This window comes from Hymenobacter gelipurpurascens, assembly GCF_900187375.1.
Lineage (GTDB): Bacteria > Bacteroidota > Bacteroidia > Cytophagales > Hymenobacteraceae > Hymenobacter > Hymenobacter gelipurpurascens.
In genome coordinates, this window is record NZ_FYEW01000002.1 from 437593 (window position 1) to 453715 (window position 16123).

Below are 16123 nucleotides of genomic sequence, written 5' to 3' on the forward strand. Positions count from 1 at the left end.
GCGTACATGCCTGCCCTTATAACAGAACCGCCCGACCATCTGGCCGGGCGGTTACAAATTTTATTGCCAGTGGCCTAGCCAATAGCCTGCTTCAGGTCTTCGATCAAATCCTCCACATCCTCAATGCCCACGCTTAGGCGAATCAGCGAATCGGAGAGGCCGGCTTTGCGGCGTTCTTCGGCCGGAATGCTGGCGTGCGTCATGGTGGCGGGGTGGCCCGAGAGGCTTTCTACGCCGCCGAGGCTTTCGGCCAGCGAGAACAGCTCAAATTTTTCCAGCACCGCAATGGCATCCTCTTTCCGGTCGCCTTCCAGCACAAAGGAAATCATGCCGCCGAAGCCCCGCATCTGCTTGGCCGCAATGTCGTGGTTCGGATGATCGGAGAAGCCAGGCCAGTACACTTTGCCCACTTTCGGGTGGTTTTTCAGGAACTCAGCTACGGCGCGGCCGTTTTCGCAGTGGCGCTGCATGCGTACGTGCAGGGTTTTGAGGCCGCGCAGCACCAGGAAGCAGTCCTGGGGGCCGGGCGTGCCACCGCAGGCGTTCTGGTAGAAACTCAGGCGCTGGTGCAGCTCGTCATCGTTCACAATCACGGCGCCCATCACGGTATCGGAGTGGCCGGCCATGTATTTGGTGAGCGAGTACATCACCATATCGGCGCCCAGCTCCAGCGGGGTTTGGAGGTAAGGCGTCGCGAAGGTGTTATCGACAACCAGCAGGGCGCCGGCTTTCTTGGCCACGGCCGAGGCGGCGGCAATGTCAATCACGTTCAGCAGCGGATTGGTAGGCGTTTCTACCCAGATCAGCTTGGTGCGCTCCGTCACGGCAGCTTCTACGGCCGACATATCGTGCATCGGCACAAAGTGAAATTTGATGCCGTAGGCCGCGTACACTTTCGTGAAGAGGCGATACGAGCCGCCGTACAGGTCGTTGGTCGAAATCACCTCGTCGCCGGGCTGCAGCAGCTTCACAATGCAATCAATAGCCGCCATGCCCGTGGCGAAGGCCAAGCCGTGCTTGCCATTGTCGAGGGCTGCCAGCGCGTCCTGCAGTTGCGAGCGAGTGGGGTTATGGGTGCGGGAATATTCAAAGCCTTTGTGGTCGCCGGGCGAGCGTTGCACATAGGTTGAAGTCTGGTAAATAGGCGTCATGATGGCCCCGGTAGTAGGGTCAGGATGCACACCGGCATGAATTGCTTTGGTTCCGAATTTCATAGGGCAGGATACGGAGAGGTTAACGTCTCGAAAACACTGGCGCAAAGGTAGGAATGTACGGCATGTGCGCGGCGCTGTACAGCTAGTGACCTAGGCCACTCTCATAATGTAGCCTTCCGGAGCCATCTTACGTTCTTACCTTCGGGCCGGCTGCACAAAGCCGGCCCGATTCTTTTTTATTGCCTATGGCGTTTCTCAAAGAGCTTTTTCAGAAGAATACCTCCACCCTGCTTTCCATGTTTCTGCTGGTGGCGCTGCCGGTGCTGGGAAGCTCCTCGCTGAGCCTGCTGCTCTACAACAACCGCGAGCTGCTGGAGCACCTGACGCCTCTACAGAGCATTTTCTACTTTGTAGTCATTGCCTTTACCATGGCCTTTGCCTTCACGCCCACCACCTTTGTGGCCCTCGTGACGGGCTTTTATCTGGGGTGGAGTGGCCTTCCGGGCATGGTAGTGGCCTACGGACTGGCAGCCCTAATTGGGTACCGAATTGCCGCCTCCCTCGACCACGGCAAGATGCTGCACTTCCTGCACCATTTCCCGAAGGCCGATGCCGTGATGCAGGAGCTGAAAACGCAAAGCTGGCAGCTCATCATCCTGACGCGTATCTCGCCGGTGCTGCCGTTTGCCCTCATGACGTTTGTATTGGCCGTGATGCGCGTGGATAAGCGGCGCTTTCTGATAGCTTCCATCATCGGGATGCTGCCGCGCAGCCTATTCTTCTATTGGCTCGGCACCAAAGCGCAGGACGTATTTTCTCTGCTCCAGGACCCCGATACGGGTACGACGGGCAAGCTACTGGTCATTGGTCTGGTCGCCGTTTCGTTGTTTGGCCTTTATTACCTTTTCAACCGTGCTTTGCAGCGTGCACTCAACAAAGGCGTAGGAAAAGGCTAAAAAAATTTCCCTGAATTTCAGCACCTTGCAGTCTTTTCCAGAAAAATTGAGGGCTAAATACTGGCCCATACTTGCACAGCCAGAAATTTACCCGCTATCTTTGCACAACCAAAACGAAGAAACGCTCCTCGAATTGGCGAAAATGGTTGTGTAGCTCAATTGGATAGAGCATCTGACTACGAATCAGAAGGTTTAAGGTTCGACTCCTTACACGACCACCAAAAAGCCCTTAGCTTCTGCTAAGGGCTTTTTTTATATCTAATACTATCTGCGTTCGTGCACAGAACTGTCTGCAGATAGCTTAGCCTAGGCCACTGCCGTTTCGTGTTGCAGATTTTCCCGGCTTGGGACTTATTTCCCAATATGTGTGTTAGCCTGAACCTGTTCTGTTTCTGAGGCTACCTTCACATGCACCTTATTGCTTACCGATCTGAATACCGGCTTTATTTTGACGAGTCCCGAAATATGCTCTTGTATGAGCGCCTGGAGGAGTTGACGTTTGCCACCGAACTACCCTACTATCTACTTGACTGGCAACGGGCTCTGACGAAAGTACGTCCGGGCTTTACGGTCCTCTGTGATGTCCGCCTAACGTTGGGCCCGAACACCACAGTATTGCCCACTTTTCTACGCGCCTACGAGTTGATGCTGGCAGCGGGCATAGCGGTAATGGCCGAAGTATATCCCGATGGGCCAACGCGGATGGCTGTGAGCCAGAAGCTGCGGCAATTGTCGCCGCTGCCCACTCGCCAGTTCACCGATCTGGCCGACGCTGAGGGTTTTCTGCAGAGTTACAGCACTACAGCGGCATCTTAGCTAGCATATATACTTCGGAGCGTGTGCCACTGGCGCCGGGTGCCTATCTTTGCGCCCGCGTAGGCGTATAGGCCCAACGATTTAGGCCGGTTAGCTGTTATCTGCCTACTAGGCCGTGCGGCCGTTTGTTTGTTTTCACTTTTTGCTGATGAATTCCATTTCCACCGATATCTGCATTATCGGGGCCGGCCCGGTGGGGCTGTTCGCCGTATTCGAAGCCGGATTGCTGAAGCTGCGCTGCCACGTGGTAGATGCACTGCCCCAGGTAGGCGGTCAGCTCTCCGAGATATATCCTAAGAAGCCTATCTACGATATTCCGGGGTTCCCGGAGGTGCTGGCCGGCGACCTGGTGCAGAACCTGATGCGCCAGATTGAGCCTTTCCACCCCACGTTTACGCTTGGTGAGCGGGTGGAGCGCTTTGCCAAACTCGAAGACGGCTCTTTCCAGCTGTTCACGACCGATGGCACCGAGATTCTGTGTAAGGCTATTGCCATCGCGGGTGGCCTAGGCTCGTTTGAGCCGCGTAAGCCGGCTATCGAAAGCCTAGAAAGCTACGAAAGCGGCAAAGGCGTGTACTACATGGTGCGCGACCCCGAAACGTTCCGCGATAAGCGCCTGGTTATTGCCGGTGGTGGCGACTCGGCCCTCGACTGGACTATTTTCCTGGCTGATGTGGCCAAAGAAGTAACGCTGGTACACCGCGGCACCACGTTCCGGGGCGCCGCCGACTCGGCCGAGAAAGTGAAAAACCTGCACGATGCCGGCAAGGTACGCCTGGTGCTATCCTCGAACGTGACCCATGTGCACGGCCCCGACAACCTAGAGGCCGTGACCATTACGCCAAATAGCGGAGAGCCCGAAACCCTGCACGTCGATTCGTTTATTCCGCTGTTCGGCCTCACGCCGAAGCTGGGGCCTATCGGCGAATGGGGCCTGGAGCTGGAAGATGATGCGGTGAAGGTGAATACCATGGATTACTCCACCTCGGAGCCCGGTATCTTCGCCATCGGCGACATCAACACGTATCCCGGCAAGCTCAAGCTCATCCTTTGCGGTTTCCATGAGGCCGCGCTGATGTGCCAGGGTGCCTTCAAATACATCAATCCCGATAAGAAGTACGTGCTCAAGTACACCACCGTAAACGGGGTTCCTACGCTGTAATTCTGTTACCAGTTATGGGTTGCCAGTTGCCAGTAAGAACAATCACTGGCAACCCATAACTGGCTACTGATAACAGGCAATTAAAAATATATGACCGACGAAGTACGCATCTATGTGGAAGAGTCGCCCGGCCACCGGCGCGAAGTAGTGGCCCCCACCGATATGGGCCTGAGCCTGATGGAAGTTCTGAAAGCCTCTGGCTACGATATTCAGGCTACCTGCGGCGGTATGGCTTTGTGCGGCACCTGCCACATTGAGGTTCTGGCGGGCCCAGCCCTAGACGAGCCTTCCGATGAAGAGCTGTACATGCTGGAAAGCCTGCCAGTAATGAGCCAGGGCAGCCGCCTTTCCTGCCAGGTGCGCGTAACGCCCCGCCTCGATGGCTTGGTGCTGCGCCTGATGCCCCAACTGGCCTAGGCCACTGCTGCTTCCGCAAGCAGCCTAAGCGAAAAGCCCCGGCCCAAACCTTAACTGGTTTGGGCCGGGGCTTTTTTATTTAATCTTACTAAAGTGACCGTACAGTATCTGTAGCGGCACCAAGCCTAGCTAATTACGCTGCCACTATACTGTAGGCCAGTGGCAGGCTTTTCTAACGCCGTCGATGGTGAGTAGATTTCTTCTTGGAGGAAGTGGTCTTCCGCTTGCTCGTTGTCTTGTGGCTGGAGCTGCTCCGGTGCGTGGTACGATGGCGCGAGGAAGACGAAGTGCTCCGGCGGTGATACGTGGGGGAAGCGGCAGTCTTTTCCTCAACTTCGGGCTTAGGGGCAGTAGCTTCTTCCAGGGTCCGGACCACTGCTTCCAGCGCAGGCTGGGTGGTACCTTCTTCCTGCGAACGGGTGCGCAACGCCGCCGCCTGTTTGCGCCGCACCGGCATCAGAAAATCGCGCTCCGCTCTTTCCTGAGCAGATAATCTTTCTTCACCCGGCAGGGCAGTAGGCGTTACGGTAGCAGAAACCGAAGACTGTTTTTCACCTTGCGCCAGAACCGGCGCGCTTCCCAACAGCAGGCCTACCAGCAACACATATAGCTTACGCATCATCATCTTTCTAAGCAGTAAAACGGGCTGCAAAGGTACAAGCTGTTGGGCTCAGACTCAACCCTAAAAAACATTTGACGTCCATAAACCTCTATTGGACAGCTGCAAACGGCATTTCGACAGCAAAAAAGCGGAACCCGCCCCGAGGCAGGTCCCGCTTGTTACAATTTATAAAAGCAATAATTCTACTTACCAGCCAGCTCTTTCCGGCCGACGTACTTCTTATGGTTGCGAGGCAATTTGTACGCGCGTGCCGGCGGAGTGGGCCGTAAACTCGGGGGCATAGAGGCACTGCAACTGCGAGAGGCCACCGCTGAATTTTCCGCTCTGGGCAGCCCGCAGTCGGTACTCAAAGGTGTGCGTGCCTTTGGGGAAATAGCTCATGAAAAAGTTGGTGGCCGCGTCGCGGGGGCTTTCGTAGTAGCCTAGGCCACTCTGGTAATGATAGCCCGATGTTTGACTGATGAGCTCCAGGCCAGCGGCGCGCTGGTCTTTCAGGTGCACATATTCCAGGTCGCGGTCGGAGCGCAACACGAGGCGCACCACCAGCACATCACCCACCCGTAGCGGGGTGGCGGCCGTAAGGCGCTCCAGCACGGGGCCGCCGGCGGTGCGCTGCTCACGGTAGAGCTGGCGCTCCAGGTTAAGGGGCGTGGCGGCGGGCGTTATCTTATCAATCTGCTCGAAATACTGCCAGTAAAGCGCGCCCCAGGCCACTCCCGCATCGGTTTTCTGCAACGTTACCTTGCCCTGGGCGGGCTTGACGTCGGCAGCAGTCCAGGTGGTTTTGAAGTAGCCGGTGCCAGCCTGCTGGGCGGTCGGCACCACTGCCGACTGGCCTACGGTTACCTGAATGGGCTGCGTGGGCTGGAGCCAGTCGGAGCCGCGCAGCAGCAGGGCGTAGCAGGCATCGGCGGTGGCGCGGGTGCTTTCCCAGTTTTGGGTTTGCTTCTGCTTCAGGAGCCACAGCTTCATTTCATCCACCGACTTTTGGTCCTGCTGAATTTCGTCGTAGGCCTCTATGAGGGTGGCCTGGGTTTCGGTGGGCGCCTCGCGCCAGTAGTAGCCGCCGCGCACTTCCTTCCAATACATGCCCAGCTCTGCGGAGTGCAAGGCGTTTTCGCTGAGTGCCTGCAGAATGGTGCGTACTGCGACGGGCTGGGTTTTCTGCCGATGCAGGCCTAGCGCAATTTGGGCCTGGAGGTAGCGGGTCTGGTCTTTCCAATAGGTGGCGGCTTGCTGCTGGTAGTAGGCCAGGGCAGGCTGCGTGGCTTTGGGCACGGCTTGCTCCAACCAGAAGCTGCGCGCATACAAAGCCTGAATCTGCAGATCCGATAGATGCTGCTGTTTCAGATCAACTTTCGGCTGCTTGCGCAGATTGGTGTAGTCACGCGCCAGCTCCCCATCAAGGTAACCGAGAGCTTTCCGCAAAATTTCCTGAGCCGAGGCGTTTTGCTTCAGGTTCAGCGCGCCCAGCTTCTGCAGCTTACCGAAGCCGGCCAAGATGAGTTGGGTGATATACCGGTCGTCGGGCATACGTTCGAACCACGGGAAGGCACCGTTTGGCTGCTGCATTTTGGCCAGCTTGGTGAGTGCGCGGGCCGTTTCGGCCTCGAGACGGGGCGCATCAAATAGCTCCGTTAGGCGACGCATCTGTTCGGTTTCTGATTGGGCATCCCGCACCCAAGGCGTTTCTTGAAGCAGCAGGTTTTTGAGCTCCTGATTTTGCTCCAGCTTGCTGGTTAGGGCCGTTTTGTCGCCGGCCTGGGCGGCGCGCTGCCACTCAGCCAGCATGGTTTTGAGGCGCGGGTTACTCTGCAGAATTTTGGCGGCCAGCAGGTTGGCGTAGAGACGACTGAACACCTGCTCCGAGCACTCATAGGGGTACTCTGTGAGGTAGGGCAGCGCCTGCACGGCATACCAGGCCGGGTTTTGGGTCATTTCCAGCGTGAGCGAGTAGTTACGGCGCGTGGCCGAGGTGGTGCTCGTCAGCTTCTTTAGTTCGAACTCCCGCGTAGTTGGACCCACAATGGGCAACGGCAGGCTTTCGGTAATAAGAATCCGGTTGGGCAGCACGGGCAGCGTGTTCTCCTCACCGTCAGAAAACACTTCAATAGGTGCTGCTTTGGCTTTGCGACGCTGCTTTTTCGGCGCATCCGTTTGCGCTACCACGCGGTAGGTTATAGCTTCCAGCGGCACTTGTCCTTCGGCAGTTTCCGGTATCGCAATATCCCATCCTAGGCCACTGCTCTGGTTGGCCTTAAGGTCAAACTTAACCTGACCGGCGCTTTTCAGCAGTTTGCTATCCAGCGGCTGTTGGGTGCGGGCATCGAAGAGGAAGAGCTGAGCCGTGCCGCTCATGGGTTGCGCGGTGAGGTTGCTGAGCTTGGCCGTGAGGCGCAGTTGGTCGCCTTCGCGGAAGAAGCGCGGGGCGTTGGGCGTTACCTGCAACTGCTTCTGCGTTACTAACTCCCTGGCCAGTAGGCCACTGTGCAGCTGTTGGTCGTGGCCTAGGGCCAGCAGCTGCCAGCGCGTCACGGCCTCGGGCATCTGGAATTCCAGCACGGTTTCCCCCTGGGCATTGGTGCGTAGCGCGGGCATCCAGAAAGCCGTTTCGCGGAAATCCGAGCGGGCCTGCACGGCGGAGAGGTCAGGTTGGGCTTGCTTTTCCGTTGCAACGCTTCCTGTTATAGTCTGGCGCTGTTGTGTATTGTTGCCTACTACTACTACCTCGCTCAGGCTTGAGTCAGCCATCTTCATGGCGGCAGGGGCCGCTACACTTCTGCTGCCCCGAAGTGTTACTCGCGTACCGGCCGTTGATTCTTCGTCCCTTTTAATAATAGGAGGCGTAAATTTTATGCTCGTGTTTTTGGGGAGTAGCTTATAGTCATTCTGGCTTTCCCCATCTCCAAGTGAATATCCCCACCAATTCAAATGAGGGTAAAGCATTTCACTATCTGGGTCAGACAGAGTTGTTCCAAACAACTCATTCGATTCCTCTGTCCCGAAGCGCCCCTGCCAGGCGAGCACAGCCGGGTAATACGGTTTCGCGAAATCCAGACCCGTGAAAGAATGTGGCCGGAAAACATCCAACGACTTATCATACAGCGTGGCCAGCAGTTCCGCTTGGGCAGGCTTGCCGCCGGTTTGGTGAATGGTAACGCGCCAGGTTTCCTTCTGGCCGGGCTGAAGCTTGTCTCGAAAGGTAGCAATGCTGAGCACCAGCGGCGCGGGCGGCGTGGCCACCTGCACGGTGGCCGAGTGCAGGTACAGGCGGTTGTCGCGCACCTGCGTGAGGTGAACGTAGAGATGGGTACCATCTAGAGCGGCTGGAACGGGAATTTCCACTACGCGCTGCTCCCCGGCAGCCAGCGTGAGCCACTCCTGGCGCAATGTTTCGCCTTTGGCTTCGGCCTGTAGCAGTACGCGGGCCCCAGCTTCGGAGCTACCCACCAAGAATCGCGCCGGCTGGCCGGGCAGTACACTATCCTGCAGGCTCACAAACCAGTCGGGCGTGGGTACTGGCAGCTGCCTGCTGGTAGCTGAGTATAGCGTAAACCGCGCTTCCGCCGTAACCAGCGGCGCGCTCCCGGCTGCCGGGGCGGTGGCTTCCAGCACGTAGCGACCGGGCTGCTGCTGGCCTAGCGCAGTTTGTAGGCCAAGTAGCGCGGTGGTTTTCTCAGTATCGAAGGCCTGTTCCAGCACCAGCGTGCGGGTCCAGGTGCTGTCATTGTCTTCCTGCCCATAAGCATCGAGCGGAAACTGACGCTTGAATTCGGCGCTGCTGAGGGCTTCCCGCTCGGGCCGTTCCCAGACGCGGGAACGTAGGCCAGTAGCGGGCGGCGTGAGGCGGTAAAGCTTTAGCTGGCCGCGGGCGGGCAGGGCTTCGCCGGTAGCATTGGTGCTGAGCAACCGCAGCGTAGGCACTTGCTCACGGTTAAGCAGTTGCGGCAGCTCCAGATGCAGGGTCAGGGCGTTGGTGCCGAGGCTGATGTGCTGCAGGCCGGTGCGGGTTTCTCCGGCCGCGTCGGTTACATCGGCCGTCACCTCAAACACGTAGCCGGGCAGCCACGGCCCGCGCTTCGACTGGCCTAGCGCCTCCCCTTTCGCCATAAAGGTGATGTTGAAGCCGCCCACGGAATCCGTTTGGGCGGTGCCGTTGAGGATTTCCACTTCAGGCTGCCCACCGCCGTAGCCGCGCCCGAACATAGGCCAGAAGGTGCGGCGCACCACGCGGTATTGCACCGTAGCCCCATCTACAGGCTGGCCAGCGTAGGCCACTGCCTTGCCTCGTACCGTCACGGACTGGCCTAGCACGGGCGTGCCCTTCACGGGCTCAAACGTAACCTGGAACGTGGGGCGCTTGTAGTCTTCCACCGCGAAGCTCGCGCTGCCGTCGTCCGTTTGCAGGCTCATTTCGCCATTCAGTAGACCAGTCGGGAGCAGCAGAGAGCCGTGGAAGGAGCCAAAATCGGAAGTGGTGAAAGGCAGCGTCTGGACCGTCTGACCATTCACGTCCACGAGGCGAACCGATACAGACTGCTTCCGGAGCAGCTCCGACTTGCCGGCGCGGGTTTCGGTCAGGATGCCTTTGAAGTACAGCGTTTGGCCGGGCCGGTAGATGGCTCGGTCGGTGTAGAGAAACGTGCGGCGCTGGGGCTGCTCCTGGTCGCGGTTGGACTGGCGCGAGCCGTAATACCCGCCGCCTTCGCTGAGCAACGAGTCCTGGCCCAGGGTAAGTAGTACCGCCCGCAGCATGGTATTCTGGCCCGAGGTCAGGCCTACCGGAATCTGCACCTGGCCTTCTGCGGTAGTGGTCAGGAGCTTACCGCGCCGTTGCTCGTAGCTGCGCGAGGTTTGGTTATAATACTGAAAAAAGGGCAGCACCCGCACGCTAGAGAGCGGCTGCCCGCTTTGCCTATGCAACACGAGCAGCTCAGGGCCATCGGTAGCTGCAGCATTGCGCCGCACTTGGCTTAGCTCACTCACCGCCAACCGAGTGTAGGCCGTTGTGAGGTCAGGCTGTTCTTTAGTGGGGTTGTCATTTGAGGTGCTCAGCACTATCAGATAGTGGCCTAGCGGCAGCGCAGGACCTGCCTGTTGCACCGCGTGCGTCTTGTAATCGGGGGGGCCGGGTACAGCCAGGGTCCAGGAAGCCACGGGAGCGGCGGCCAGGGCGCGGGCGTAGGTTTTGCGGAAGCTGGCCGCCGTACCATCTGTTTCACGAGGGCTTTCAAGCTGGCGCACAGCCTGGGCCGTGGTCAGGCGATAGGCTTTAGCGTAAAGCTTCGGCGCGTTGCGCACTTCCAGCTTTAGGAGCCACGGCTGGTTGGGCAGCACAACCTCCTCGGTAGTAAAGCTGAGGGCTACTTGCTCAAGGCGCCGCCGCAAAGTAGCGGCCTGCTGGCCACCGCGCGATTTGGGGAAGCGCCTTTCGGCTTCCAGCGCCAGCTCGCGGGCTTTTGCAGGTTGGCTTGCTTCCCAGGTTACGGCTTCTTCCACTACAAACTCAGCACTGATGGGCAGCGCCCGGAACGTTTCGGCGGAGCGGGCCAGCGCCCGGCGGTAAAGCGAATCGGCGTTGGCAAAGCGACTGTGTTGCCGCACGAACCGCAGGCGCTGCAGCTCCACATCGGCCAGGGCGGCTTGGTTCTTAGCATCCGGCAGCCGAAATTGGGTGAGCTGCTGCAATATTTGCAGCGCATGAAACTGGCCATTCAGCGAATCGGCTTGGGGAGCGGTGAGCTTGAGGCGTGCAAATTCCTCGGCAGGCCCGAACAAGGCAGGGCGCGTCAGCTCGAACTGCTCTGCCGGACGCGTGACATAGAATTCCTCATTCTGCAGGCCGTCGGCGGCGCGGTGCGCCAGCAAATCGTAGAGCGTGGGGCGCAGGGCAAGGCCTTCGGCATCGCCGCCCCGCACGGCGTAACCCAGCGCGGCCAGCTTGAGTTGCTGCTGGCGCTGGGGTTCTTCTTGGAGAGAGGCGCGGAAGTGTTGCACCACGGCGCTGCCGAGGCGCGCGGCATCCCAGGTGCGGATGTCGGCGGTGCTGGCATCGTCGGGGTCAGGTGCGGCGGCGCGGGTGCGGTCGTAGAGCTGGTAGCGGTGCTGCTGATAATACTGCGCGTAGAGCTGGCCTAGCAGGCTGTGCAGGATAGGCCTAGCCGGAAATTTGGCCGTTTTCAGATCAGCTTCGACCAAGGCAATGGCTTTTTCGTCGGCTTCCTCTTCCTTGGCCTCCAGCAGCCGCAGCTTGTAGAGCAGTGCCCGCAGGTATTCCGGCGTATCCTGGCGCTGGCGGGCCACCTGGTAGATGGGTTCCAGCAGTTTGGCAGCCGAGGCCGTTTGATCTTTGGCCAGAAGCAGATCAATCTTCTTCCAGGTAGCCGCGTGGTTGCCCTTTCCGTCGCCGGGTGGGGTGTTTTGAGAGGAGCCGGAGGAGAACAACATCAGCAGGAGCAGTAAGCTGAACAGGAAGGAGCGCATAGCGTGGAGAGGATGATGGGAGCAAGTTGGTAAAAACATAGATGCTTTACCCTGCCCGATTCCACACGCTAGCTCCTGAAAAATAGTATAGCCTCCTGCTAGTCAAGGCTAAAATCGGCTTTATGGCTTGGCTTATCACCGAGGCAGTAGTACCTTTCTTGGCTACTAATTTCTGGGTAGTCCTATACTTTTGCGAAATCTTCTTACCTATAGCCAAGTGCACCTGAAGAGCGCCAACGAAGCGCTTGTGGCGCACGTGCCACAACCACCGCGGCATCCGGGAAAGGCCCTGCCGCGCGCCGCTGCTATGCGGTTGGCTCTCACGCAACGGCTGATGCGCCTGGTGCTAGGCCTATGCTGGATCTATCAGGGCGTAGTGCCCAAGCTGCTGTTTCCAGACACTGGTGAGTTGCGGATGGTACAGAGCCTGGGATTTTCACCAGCCGCCACTCACCACGTTGCGCTTGCAGTAGGAATAGGCGAAATACTCTTTGGCCTACTATTCTGGGTGCTGCCGCGAGGTGGCCTACAAGTGGCCTATTGGTTGAATATAGTGGGCTTACTGGGCTTAGGTATAGGAGTGCTGGTTAGTCAGCCGGCAGTGTTTTCGGCCCCTTTCAACCCGTTCTCGCTCAACCTTTCGATGATGGCGCTGGCCGCCGTAGGCCTGCTCACGATTCCGGATGAATAACCAGGACTGAGCTGTGGTCAGCGTCAGACACTTCCATAATCTATCGATCTTTTTTAACACTATCCGGATGAAAAGCACTGCCATATCGGCTCATTTACAGCTTACGCCCAGCCAGCGCTACGTGGAGCTGGCGCGCCCCTGGGTACTGGCCGCCCTCTATATAGGCCTGGCCATGGTCGGCTGGTGGTGGCTGGCCGTGCCGGTGGCGGTGGCCGTGTGCCTGGCGGCTTTTGTGCAGATGCACGATGCCATGCACAATGCGCTAGGCCTATCCAAGCCCATTAATGAGCGCATCCTGACGATGAGCGGCCTGCTCATTCTGAAAAGCGGCCACGCCCTGCAGGTCACGCACCTGCGCCACCACGGCCGCTGCCTCACCGAAGATGACCCCGAAGGCGCCCCGGCCACCTGGAAATTCTCGCGGGTGCTGTGGCAGGGCCCTTGGCATATTCTCATGCTCCGCCGAGAATCATTGCGCATTGCGCCCAACACCCGCCGAATTCAATTGCTGGAAACCGCCTTCACGGTGCTGCTACTGGCGGCGTTCGTGGCGCTGTATTTCCTGACGGGCTCGTTGGCTGGCCTGGTTTATTGGGGCGTAGCTTTCTTTATGAGCGCCACTATGCCCGTTTGGGCCTCTTATATTCCGCACCACGTAGCTTCGCGCAACCCCGCGGCGCGCGCCGCCGCCGCCGTTGCCCAGCTCTGGACGCCGGTGGTGTCATCGTTTGCCTTTCACCACGTGCACCACCACTACCCCCGTGTGCCTACTGCCTTATTGTACCGCGCAGCTGCCGAGCTTCCGGCGCCCCCGGAGAAATTGCATCACCACTAATCAGCAACCAATAGTCTACAATGCAGTAGGCCACCTTGCTGGGTTTTAAACCCAATAAGGTGGCCTACGATACCTTTAGGGTGGTTTATTCGGCTACGTTCTTCAGAGCTCCTTGCCCTTCCAGCACCCGCTCGGCCTGGACAATATGGCGCTGCATGTGTACTACCAACAGCTCCAGCGCATCGGTGAGGCGCGGCAGCAACAGCGGAATTATGGGGTTCGGAATCCTGATGGTGTTGGCATTGACGCTGCGCGTCTGCTCAATGAGGCCTTCCAGCTCATCCAGCTGGCGGCCGAAAACCTCCAGCACGGTGCGGGGCAGGCGCATACCGCTGGGCGCATATTGCTGCGGCGCTTTTACGGCTTTTTCAGAGGCCGGCACCCGCATGGCTTCTGTCATCTTTTTGCCAAAGTAGCCATGTACCACGGTTTCAGCAGGCGCGGAGCCGCGCTCCTTCGCGGCCTTTATTTTCTTGCTCATCACGGGCAGATACAAGCCCCCAATGATGTTGAGATGCTCCAGGCACTGGCCTACGCTCCACTTGCCGGGCCCGGGCCCACGGTTGAGCTGGTCGTCGGTGAGAGGCCGGAAGCGCTGGTCTACCGTTTCGCGCACCTGGCGCAAATCAGCAACCAGAGAATCCAGAAACTCGGTAGTACGGCGGGCGGGTGCAGACATGGCAAGGATGGGAGTAAGTCGGATTGCAGATGTAATGATACGCCGATAGCGCCGTTTAGCCAACGCCACCTGCCGTTAGACTATATAAATAGGCCAGTACAGCGCCTCTCATTCACCTAAGCTTTCTGGGCAGTCGGCCTAGACAGAACCTTTCGACAACAGCCTGAATGAGGCGCTAGGCCACTTGACTAGCTACTGTGGTACTCTTACGAGGCACTGGTAAAAATCGAAGAAACAAGCAGGCGTTATCACCTTATATTCCTGCTTTTCTCCTTATACTTAACCCCTTATTTCTGCCCTTTACTGAAGAAGCAGAACAGTATTGCCTCGGTCCATATCCTTTATTTCTATTTATCCGCTTTCCCCTGATGGTCGCGCCCCGCACTACCCGTCCGAAGCCTGCCACACCTCCTGCGGGCAACTCTTCGCTGCTGGCGTCTTTTCAACGGGCTATGCGCCGCCGGTTTGGCTTCTCGCGCCGCGAAACGTCGGGCTTTGTTCTCCTGCTTCTGCTGATGGTGATATGGTTGTGGCTGCCTACGTTGCTGCGTCCGGCCCTGCCCCACTACGACCCCGCCCCCGACCAAGCCCGCCTCGACGCCCTGGCGGCGGAGCTGGCGGCCCAGCGGCAGCCGCGCACTTATGCCTCGCGCTACCCCCGCCGGCCCTATGCGGCCCGGCCTAGCGTGCCTCAGATAGCCCTGGCCCCTTTCAACCCAAATGCGCTTACTGAACTGGACTGGCAGGCACGTGGCCTACCAGCGTACGTGGCGCGCCGCATTGTGCACTATGGCACCGTAATCGGCGGCTTCAAAGCTAAGGAGCAAATACGCCGCACGTATGGCCTAGAGGACTCCGTGTATGCGCGTTTGGCGCCTTACATCCAGTTGCCCGACCAACTGCCGCCCCGCGAAGCTAGGCAATATGCCAACTCTAATTCTCGTTTTCCGGCCCGCAGACCCTTTGAGGAAACCGGCCCTGGGCACTTTGCCCGCAAGCCCACGCATCTGGCCTCTTTCGACCTGAACCGGGCCGATACGACGCAGCTCATGCAGATTCGGGGCATTGGGCGCGGCTATGCGCGGCGCGTAGTAGAGTACCGACAGCGGCTGGGTGGCTTCCTGCGTGAAGTTCAGTTGGCCGAAATCTACAGCTTCCGCGATGCCCCTGACCTGGTAGATAGCCTGCGCAAATACACGTTTGTGGGACCGGCCTTTGCTCCCGCCACCATCAATATAAACTCGGAGCCCTTTGAGGTGCTGCAGGCGCACCCGTACATGGGCAAGCGGCTGGCCCGCGTGGTAGTGGCCTACCGCCAGCAGCACGGTCCTTTCAAGCAAGCCAACGACTTACGGCAGATCAGAATCATGGATGAGGCTACCGTGGAAAAGCTCCGCCCCTATCTGCGGTTCGACTAGGCCACTCCTGCTCAGATATTCTTAACCGCCAGGGCGAAACCTACCGCGCCGCCCGGTGCGTAGGTGGGCACCAGCAGCAGCTTCTGACCTACGCGGCCCGGCAGCAAACGGGCTACGGCCGGGTACAGCCGCCAAACGGCTTCGGCGGAAAGTGCGCCAATGCTGGCTCCGGCCAGCACATCCGTAACCCAATGGCGGTTATTAAGCATCCGCATGGCGCCGGTGGCCGTGGCAATGGTGTAGCCGCCCACCGCCAGCCAAGGGCGCGTGCGCCCGAACTGCTCATACAACAAGGTCGCCGTCATGAAGGCCTCTGCCGTATGCGCCGAGGGAAATGAGCTGAAGTCTTGGGCATTATCGGGGCGCTTGGTGTGGCTGGTGCTTTTCAGCTGGCTCACTACGCCCGTGCTCAGCGCATGCGACAACCCGTAGATGATAGTGAAAGGCACTACGCCTCGCTCGCCCTTCATGCCGCCGGCGTAGAGCCCGTAGGCCACTACGATGGGCAGGTGGCGGCTGTAATCGTCGAGGGAAGTATGGAAGCGGGGGAAGTTTTCGGTGGTTTCCTCGCGCATCATTTCCTTGGCCTCGTCCAGCACATTTTCATTGCGGCTGAGGTAGCCTAGGCCTATCAGCCCCACTGGAACGGCCGTGTGCCACACTACTGGCCGCTTCAGCCACGTACCCAGCCGGTGCGCAGGCACGGAGCCAGCTGTTCCTGTGCTGTCTGTTGGGGTGGCCGGGGAAAGCAGTTGTTGAGCAAAAACAGACTGCCCCGACAAGGAGGCTAGCAGGATGAAGCAAAAGACAAAACGCATTTCCAGGAAATAAAGTAGCCTAGCTGACCAATAACAAGATAGTAGGTTTACAGAGGCTTTGGTCTGCCGTTC

General features: G+C 58.7%; 12 protein-coding genes and 1 tRNA gene. 8 read left to right on the top strand and 5 right to left on the bottom strand.

The genetic code is table 11. From position 1 onward, the window contains the following. Positions 1-74 precede the first annotated feature (74 nt). Positions 75-1214, bottom strand: a complete 1140-nt coding sequence (locus CFT68_RS13585) for a cystathionine gamma-synthase (protein WP_088844099.1) — start codon at positions 1212-1214, stop codon at positions 75-77. A 185-nt stretch (positions 1215-1399) separates the two neighbouring features. Between CFT68_RS13585 and CFT68_RS13590 the strand changes: the two genes are divergently transcribed. From CFT68_RS13590 to CFT68_RS13610, 5 genes are all read left to right on the top strand, one after another. Continuing rightward, on the top strand, positions 1400-2110 hold the full coding sequence (locus CFT68_RS13590) for a TVP38/TMEM64 family protein (protein WP_088844100.1): 711 nt from the start codon (positions 1400-1402) through the stop codon (positions 2108-2110). 144 nt (positions 2111-2254) lie between these two features. Next, positions 2255-2331: transfer RNA gene (locus CFT68_RS13595), tRNA-Arg, on the top strand. Between the two features lie 187 nt (positions 2332-2518). Beyond that, positions 2519-2926: a hypothetical protein gene (locus CFT68_RS13600; RefSeq protein WP_088844101.1), complete on the top strand. Its 408-nt coding sequence runs from the start codon at positions 2519-2521 to the stop codon at positions 2924-2926. 148 nt (positions 2927-3074) lie between these two features. After that, positions 3075-4088, top strand: a complete 1014-nt coding sequence (locus CFT68_RS13605) for an NAD(P)/FAD-dependent oxidoreductase (RefSeq protein WP_088844102.1) — start codon at positions 3075-3077, stop codon at positions 4086-4088. A gap of 90 nt (positions 4089-4178) precedes the next feature. Continuing rightward, the gene (locus tag CFT68_RS13610) at positions 4179-4505 is read left to right on the top strand and encodes a 2Fe-2S iron-sulfur cluster-binding protein (RefSeq protein ID WP_088844103.1); all 327 of its coding nucleotides are present in this window, start codon (positions 4179-4181) and stop codon (positions 4503-4505) included. Between the two features lie 172 nt (positions 4506-4677). Here the strand turns inward: CFT68_RS13610 and CFT68_RS13615 are convergent, their stop codons facing one another. Further along, positions 4678-5127 carry a hypothetical protein gene (locus CFT68_RS13615; protein ID WP_141106558.1) on the bottom strand — a complete coding sequence of 150 codons (450 nt, stop codon included), beginning with the start codon at positions 5125-5127 and terminating at the stop codon, positions 4678-4680. A 219-nt stretch (positions 5128-5346) separates the two neighbouring features. Further along, positions 5347-11610, bottom strand: coding sequence for an alpha-2-macroglobulin family protein (locus tag CFT68_RS13620; RefSeq protein WP_141106559.1), 6264 nt, complete (start codon positions 11608-11610; stop codon positions 5347-5349). A 190-nt stretch (positions 11611-11800) separates the two neighbouring features. Between CFT68_RS13620 and CFT68_RS13625 the strand changes: the two genes are divergently transcribed. Beyond that, a complete protein-coding gene (locus CFT68_RS13625) occupies positions 11801-12301 on the top strand; it encodes a DoxX-like family protein (RefSeq protein WP_141106560.1) in 501 nt (166 codons plus the stop codon). 67 nt (positions 12302-12368) lie between these two features. Next, positions 12369-13136, top strand: a complete 768-nt coding sequence (locus CFT68_RS13630; RefSeq protein ID WP_088844107.1) for a fatty acid desaturase family protein — start codon at positions 12369-12371, stop codon at positions 13134-13136. Positions 13137-13221: 85 nt separating this feature from the next. On the opposite strand, the gene CFT68_RS13635 is transcribed toward CFT68_RS13630, so the two are convergent. Then, entirely contained in the window at positions 13222-13815 is a 594-nt protein-coding gene (locus tag CFT68_RS13635) for a DinB family protein (RefSeq protein WP_088844108.1), read from the bottom strand. A 368-nt stretch (positions 13816-14183) separates the two neighbouring features. Between CFT68_RS13635 and CFT68_RS13640 the strand changes: the two genes are divergently transcribed. Then, positions 14184-15233: a ComEA family DNA-binding protein gene (locus CFT68_RS13640; protein ID WP_088844109.1), complete on the top strand. Its 1050-nt coding sequence runs from the start codon at positions 14184-14186 to the stop codon at positions 15231-15233. A gap of 11 nt (positions 15234-15244) precedes the next feature. Here CFT68_RS13640 and CFT68_RS13645 read toward each other — a convergent pair whose 3' ends face one another. Further along, positions 15245-16051, bottom strand: coding sequence for a phosphatase PAP2 family protein (locus CFT68_RS13645; protein WP_088844110.1), 807 nt, complete (start codon positions 16049-16051; stop codon positions 15245-15247). Positions 16052-16123: the final 72 nt, after the last annotated feature.

Excerpts from the sequence above, each read along its gene's own strand:
- CFT68_RS13585 (WP_088844099.1), bottom strand. The coding sequence starts at position 1,214 with ATGAAATTCGGAACCAAAGCAATTCATGCCGGTGTGCATCCTGACCCT.
- CFT68_RS13590 (WP_088844100.1), top strand. The coding sequence starts at position 1,400 with ATGGCGTTTCTCAAAGAGCTTTTTCAGAAGAATACCTCCACCCTGCTT.
- CFT68_RS13600 (WP_088844101.1), top strand. The coding sequence starts at position 2,519 with ATGCACCTTATTGCTTACCGATCTGAATACCGGCTTTATTTTGACGAG.
- CFT68_RS13605 (WP_088844102.1), top strand. The coding sequence starts at position 3,075 with ATGAATTCCATTTCCACCGATATCTGCATTATCGGGGCCGGCCCGGTG.
- CFT68_RS13610 (WP_088844103.1), top strand. The coding sequence starts at position 4,179 with ATGACCGACGAAGTACGCATCTATGTGGAAGAGTCGCCCGGCCACCGG.
- CFT68_RS13615 (WP_141106558.1), bottom strand. The coding sequence starts at position 5,127 with ATGATGCGTAAGCTATATGTGTTGCTGGTAGGCCTGCTGTTGGGAAGC.
- CFT68_RS13620 (WP_141106559.1), bottom strand. The coding sequence starts at position 11,610 with ATGCGCTCCTTCCTGTTCAGCTTACTGCTCCTGCTGATGTTGTTCTCC.
- CFT68_RS13630 (WP_088844107.1), top strand. The coding sequence starts at position 12,369 with ATGAAAAGCACTGCCATATCGGCTCATTTACAGCTTACGCCCAGCCAG.
- CFT68_RS13635 (WP_088844108.1), bottom strand. The coding sequence starts at position 13,815 with ATGTCTGCACCCGCCCGCCGTACTACCGAGTTTCTGGATTCTCTGGTT.
- CFT68_RS13640 (WP_088844109.1), top strand. The coding sequence starts at position 14,184 with ATGGTCGCGCCCCGCACTACCCGTCCGAAGCCTGCCACACCTCCTGCG.
- CFT68_RS13645 (WP_088844110.1), bottom strand. The coding sequence starts at position 16,051 with ATGCGTTTTGTCTTTTGCTTCATCCTGCTAGCCTCCTTGTCGGGGCAG.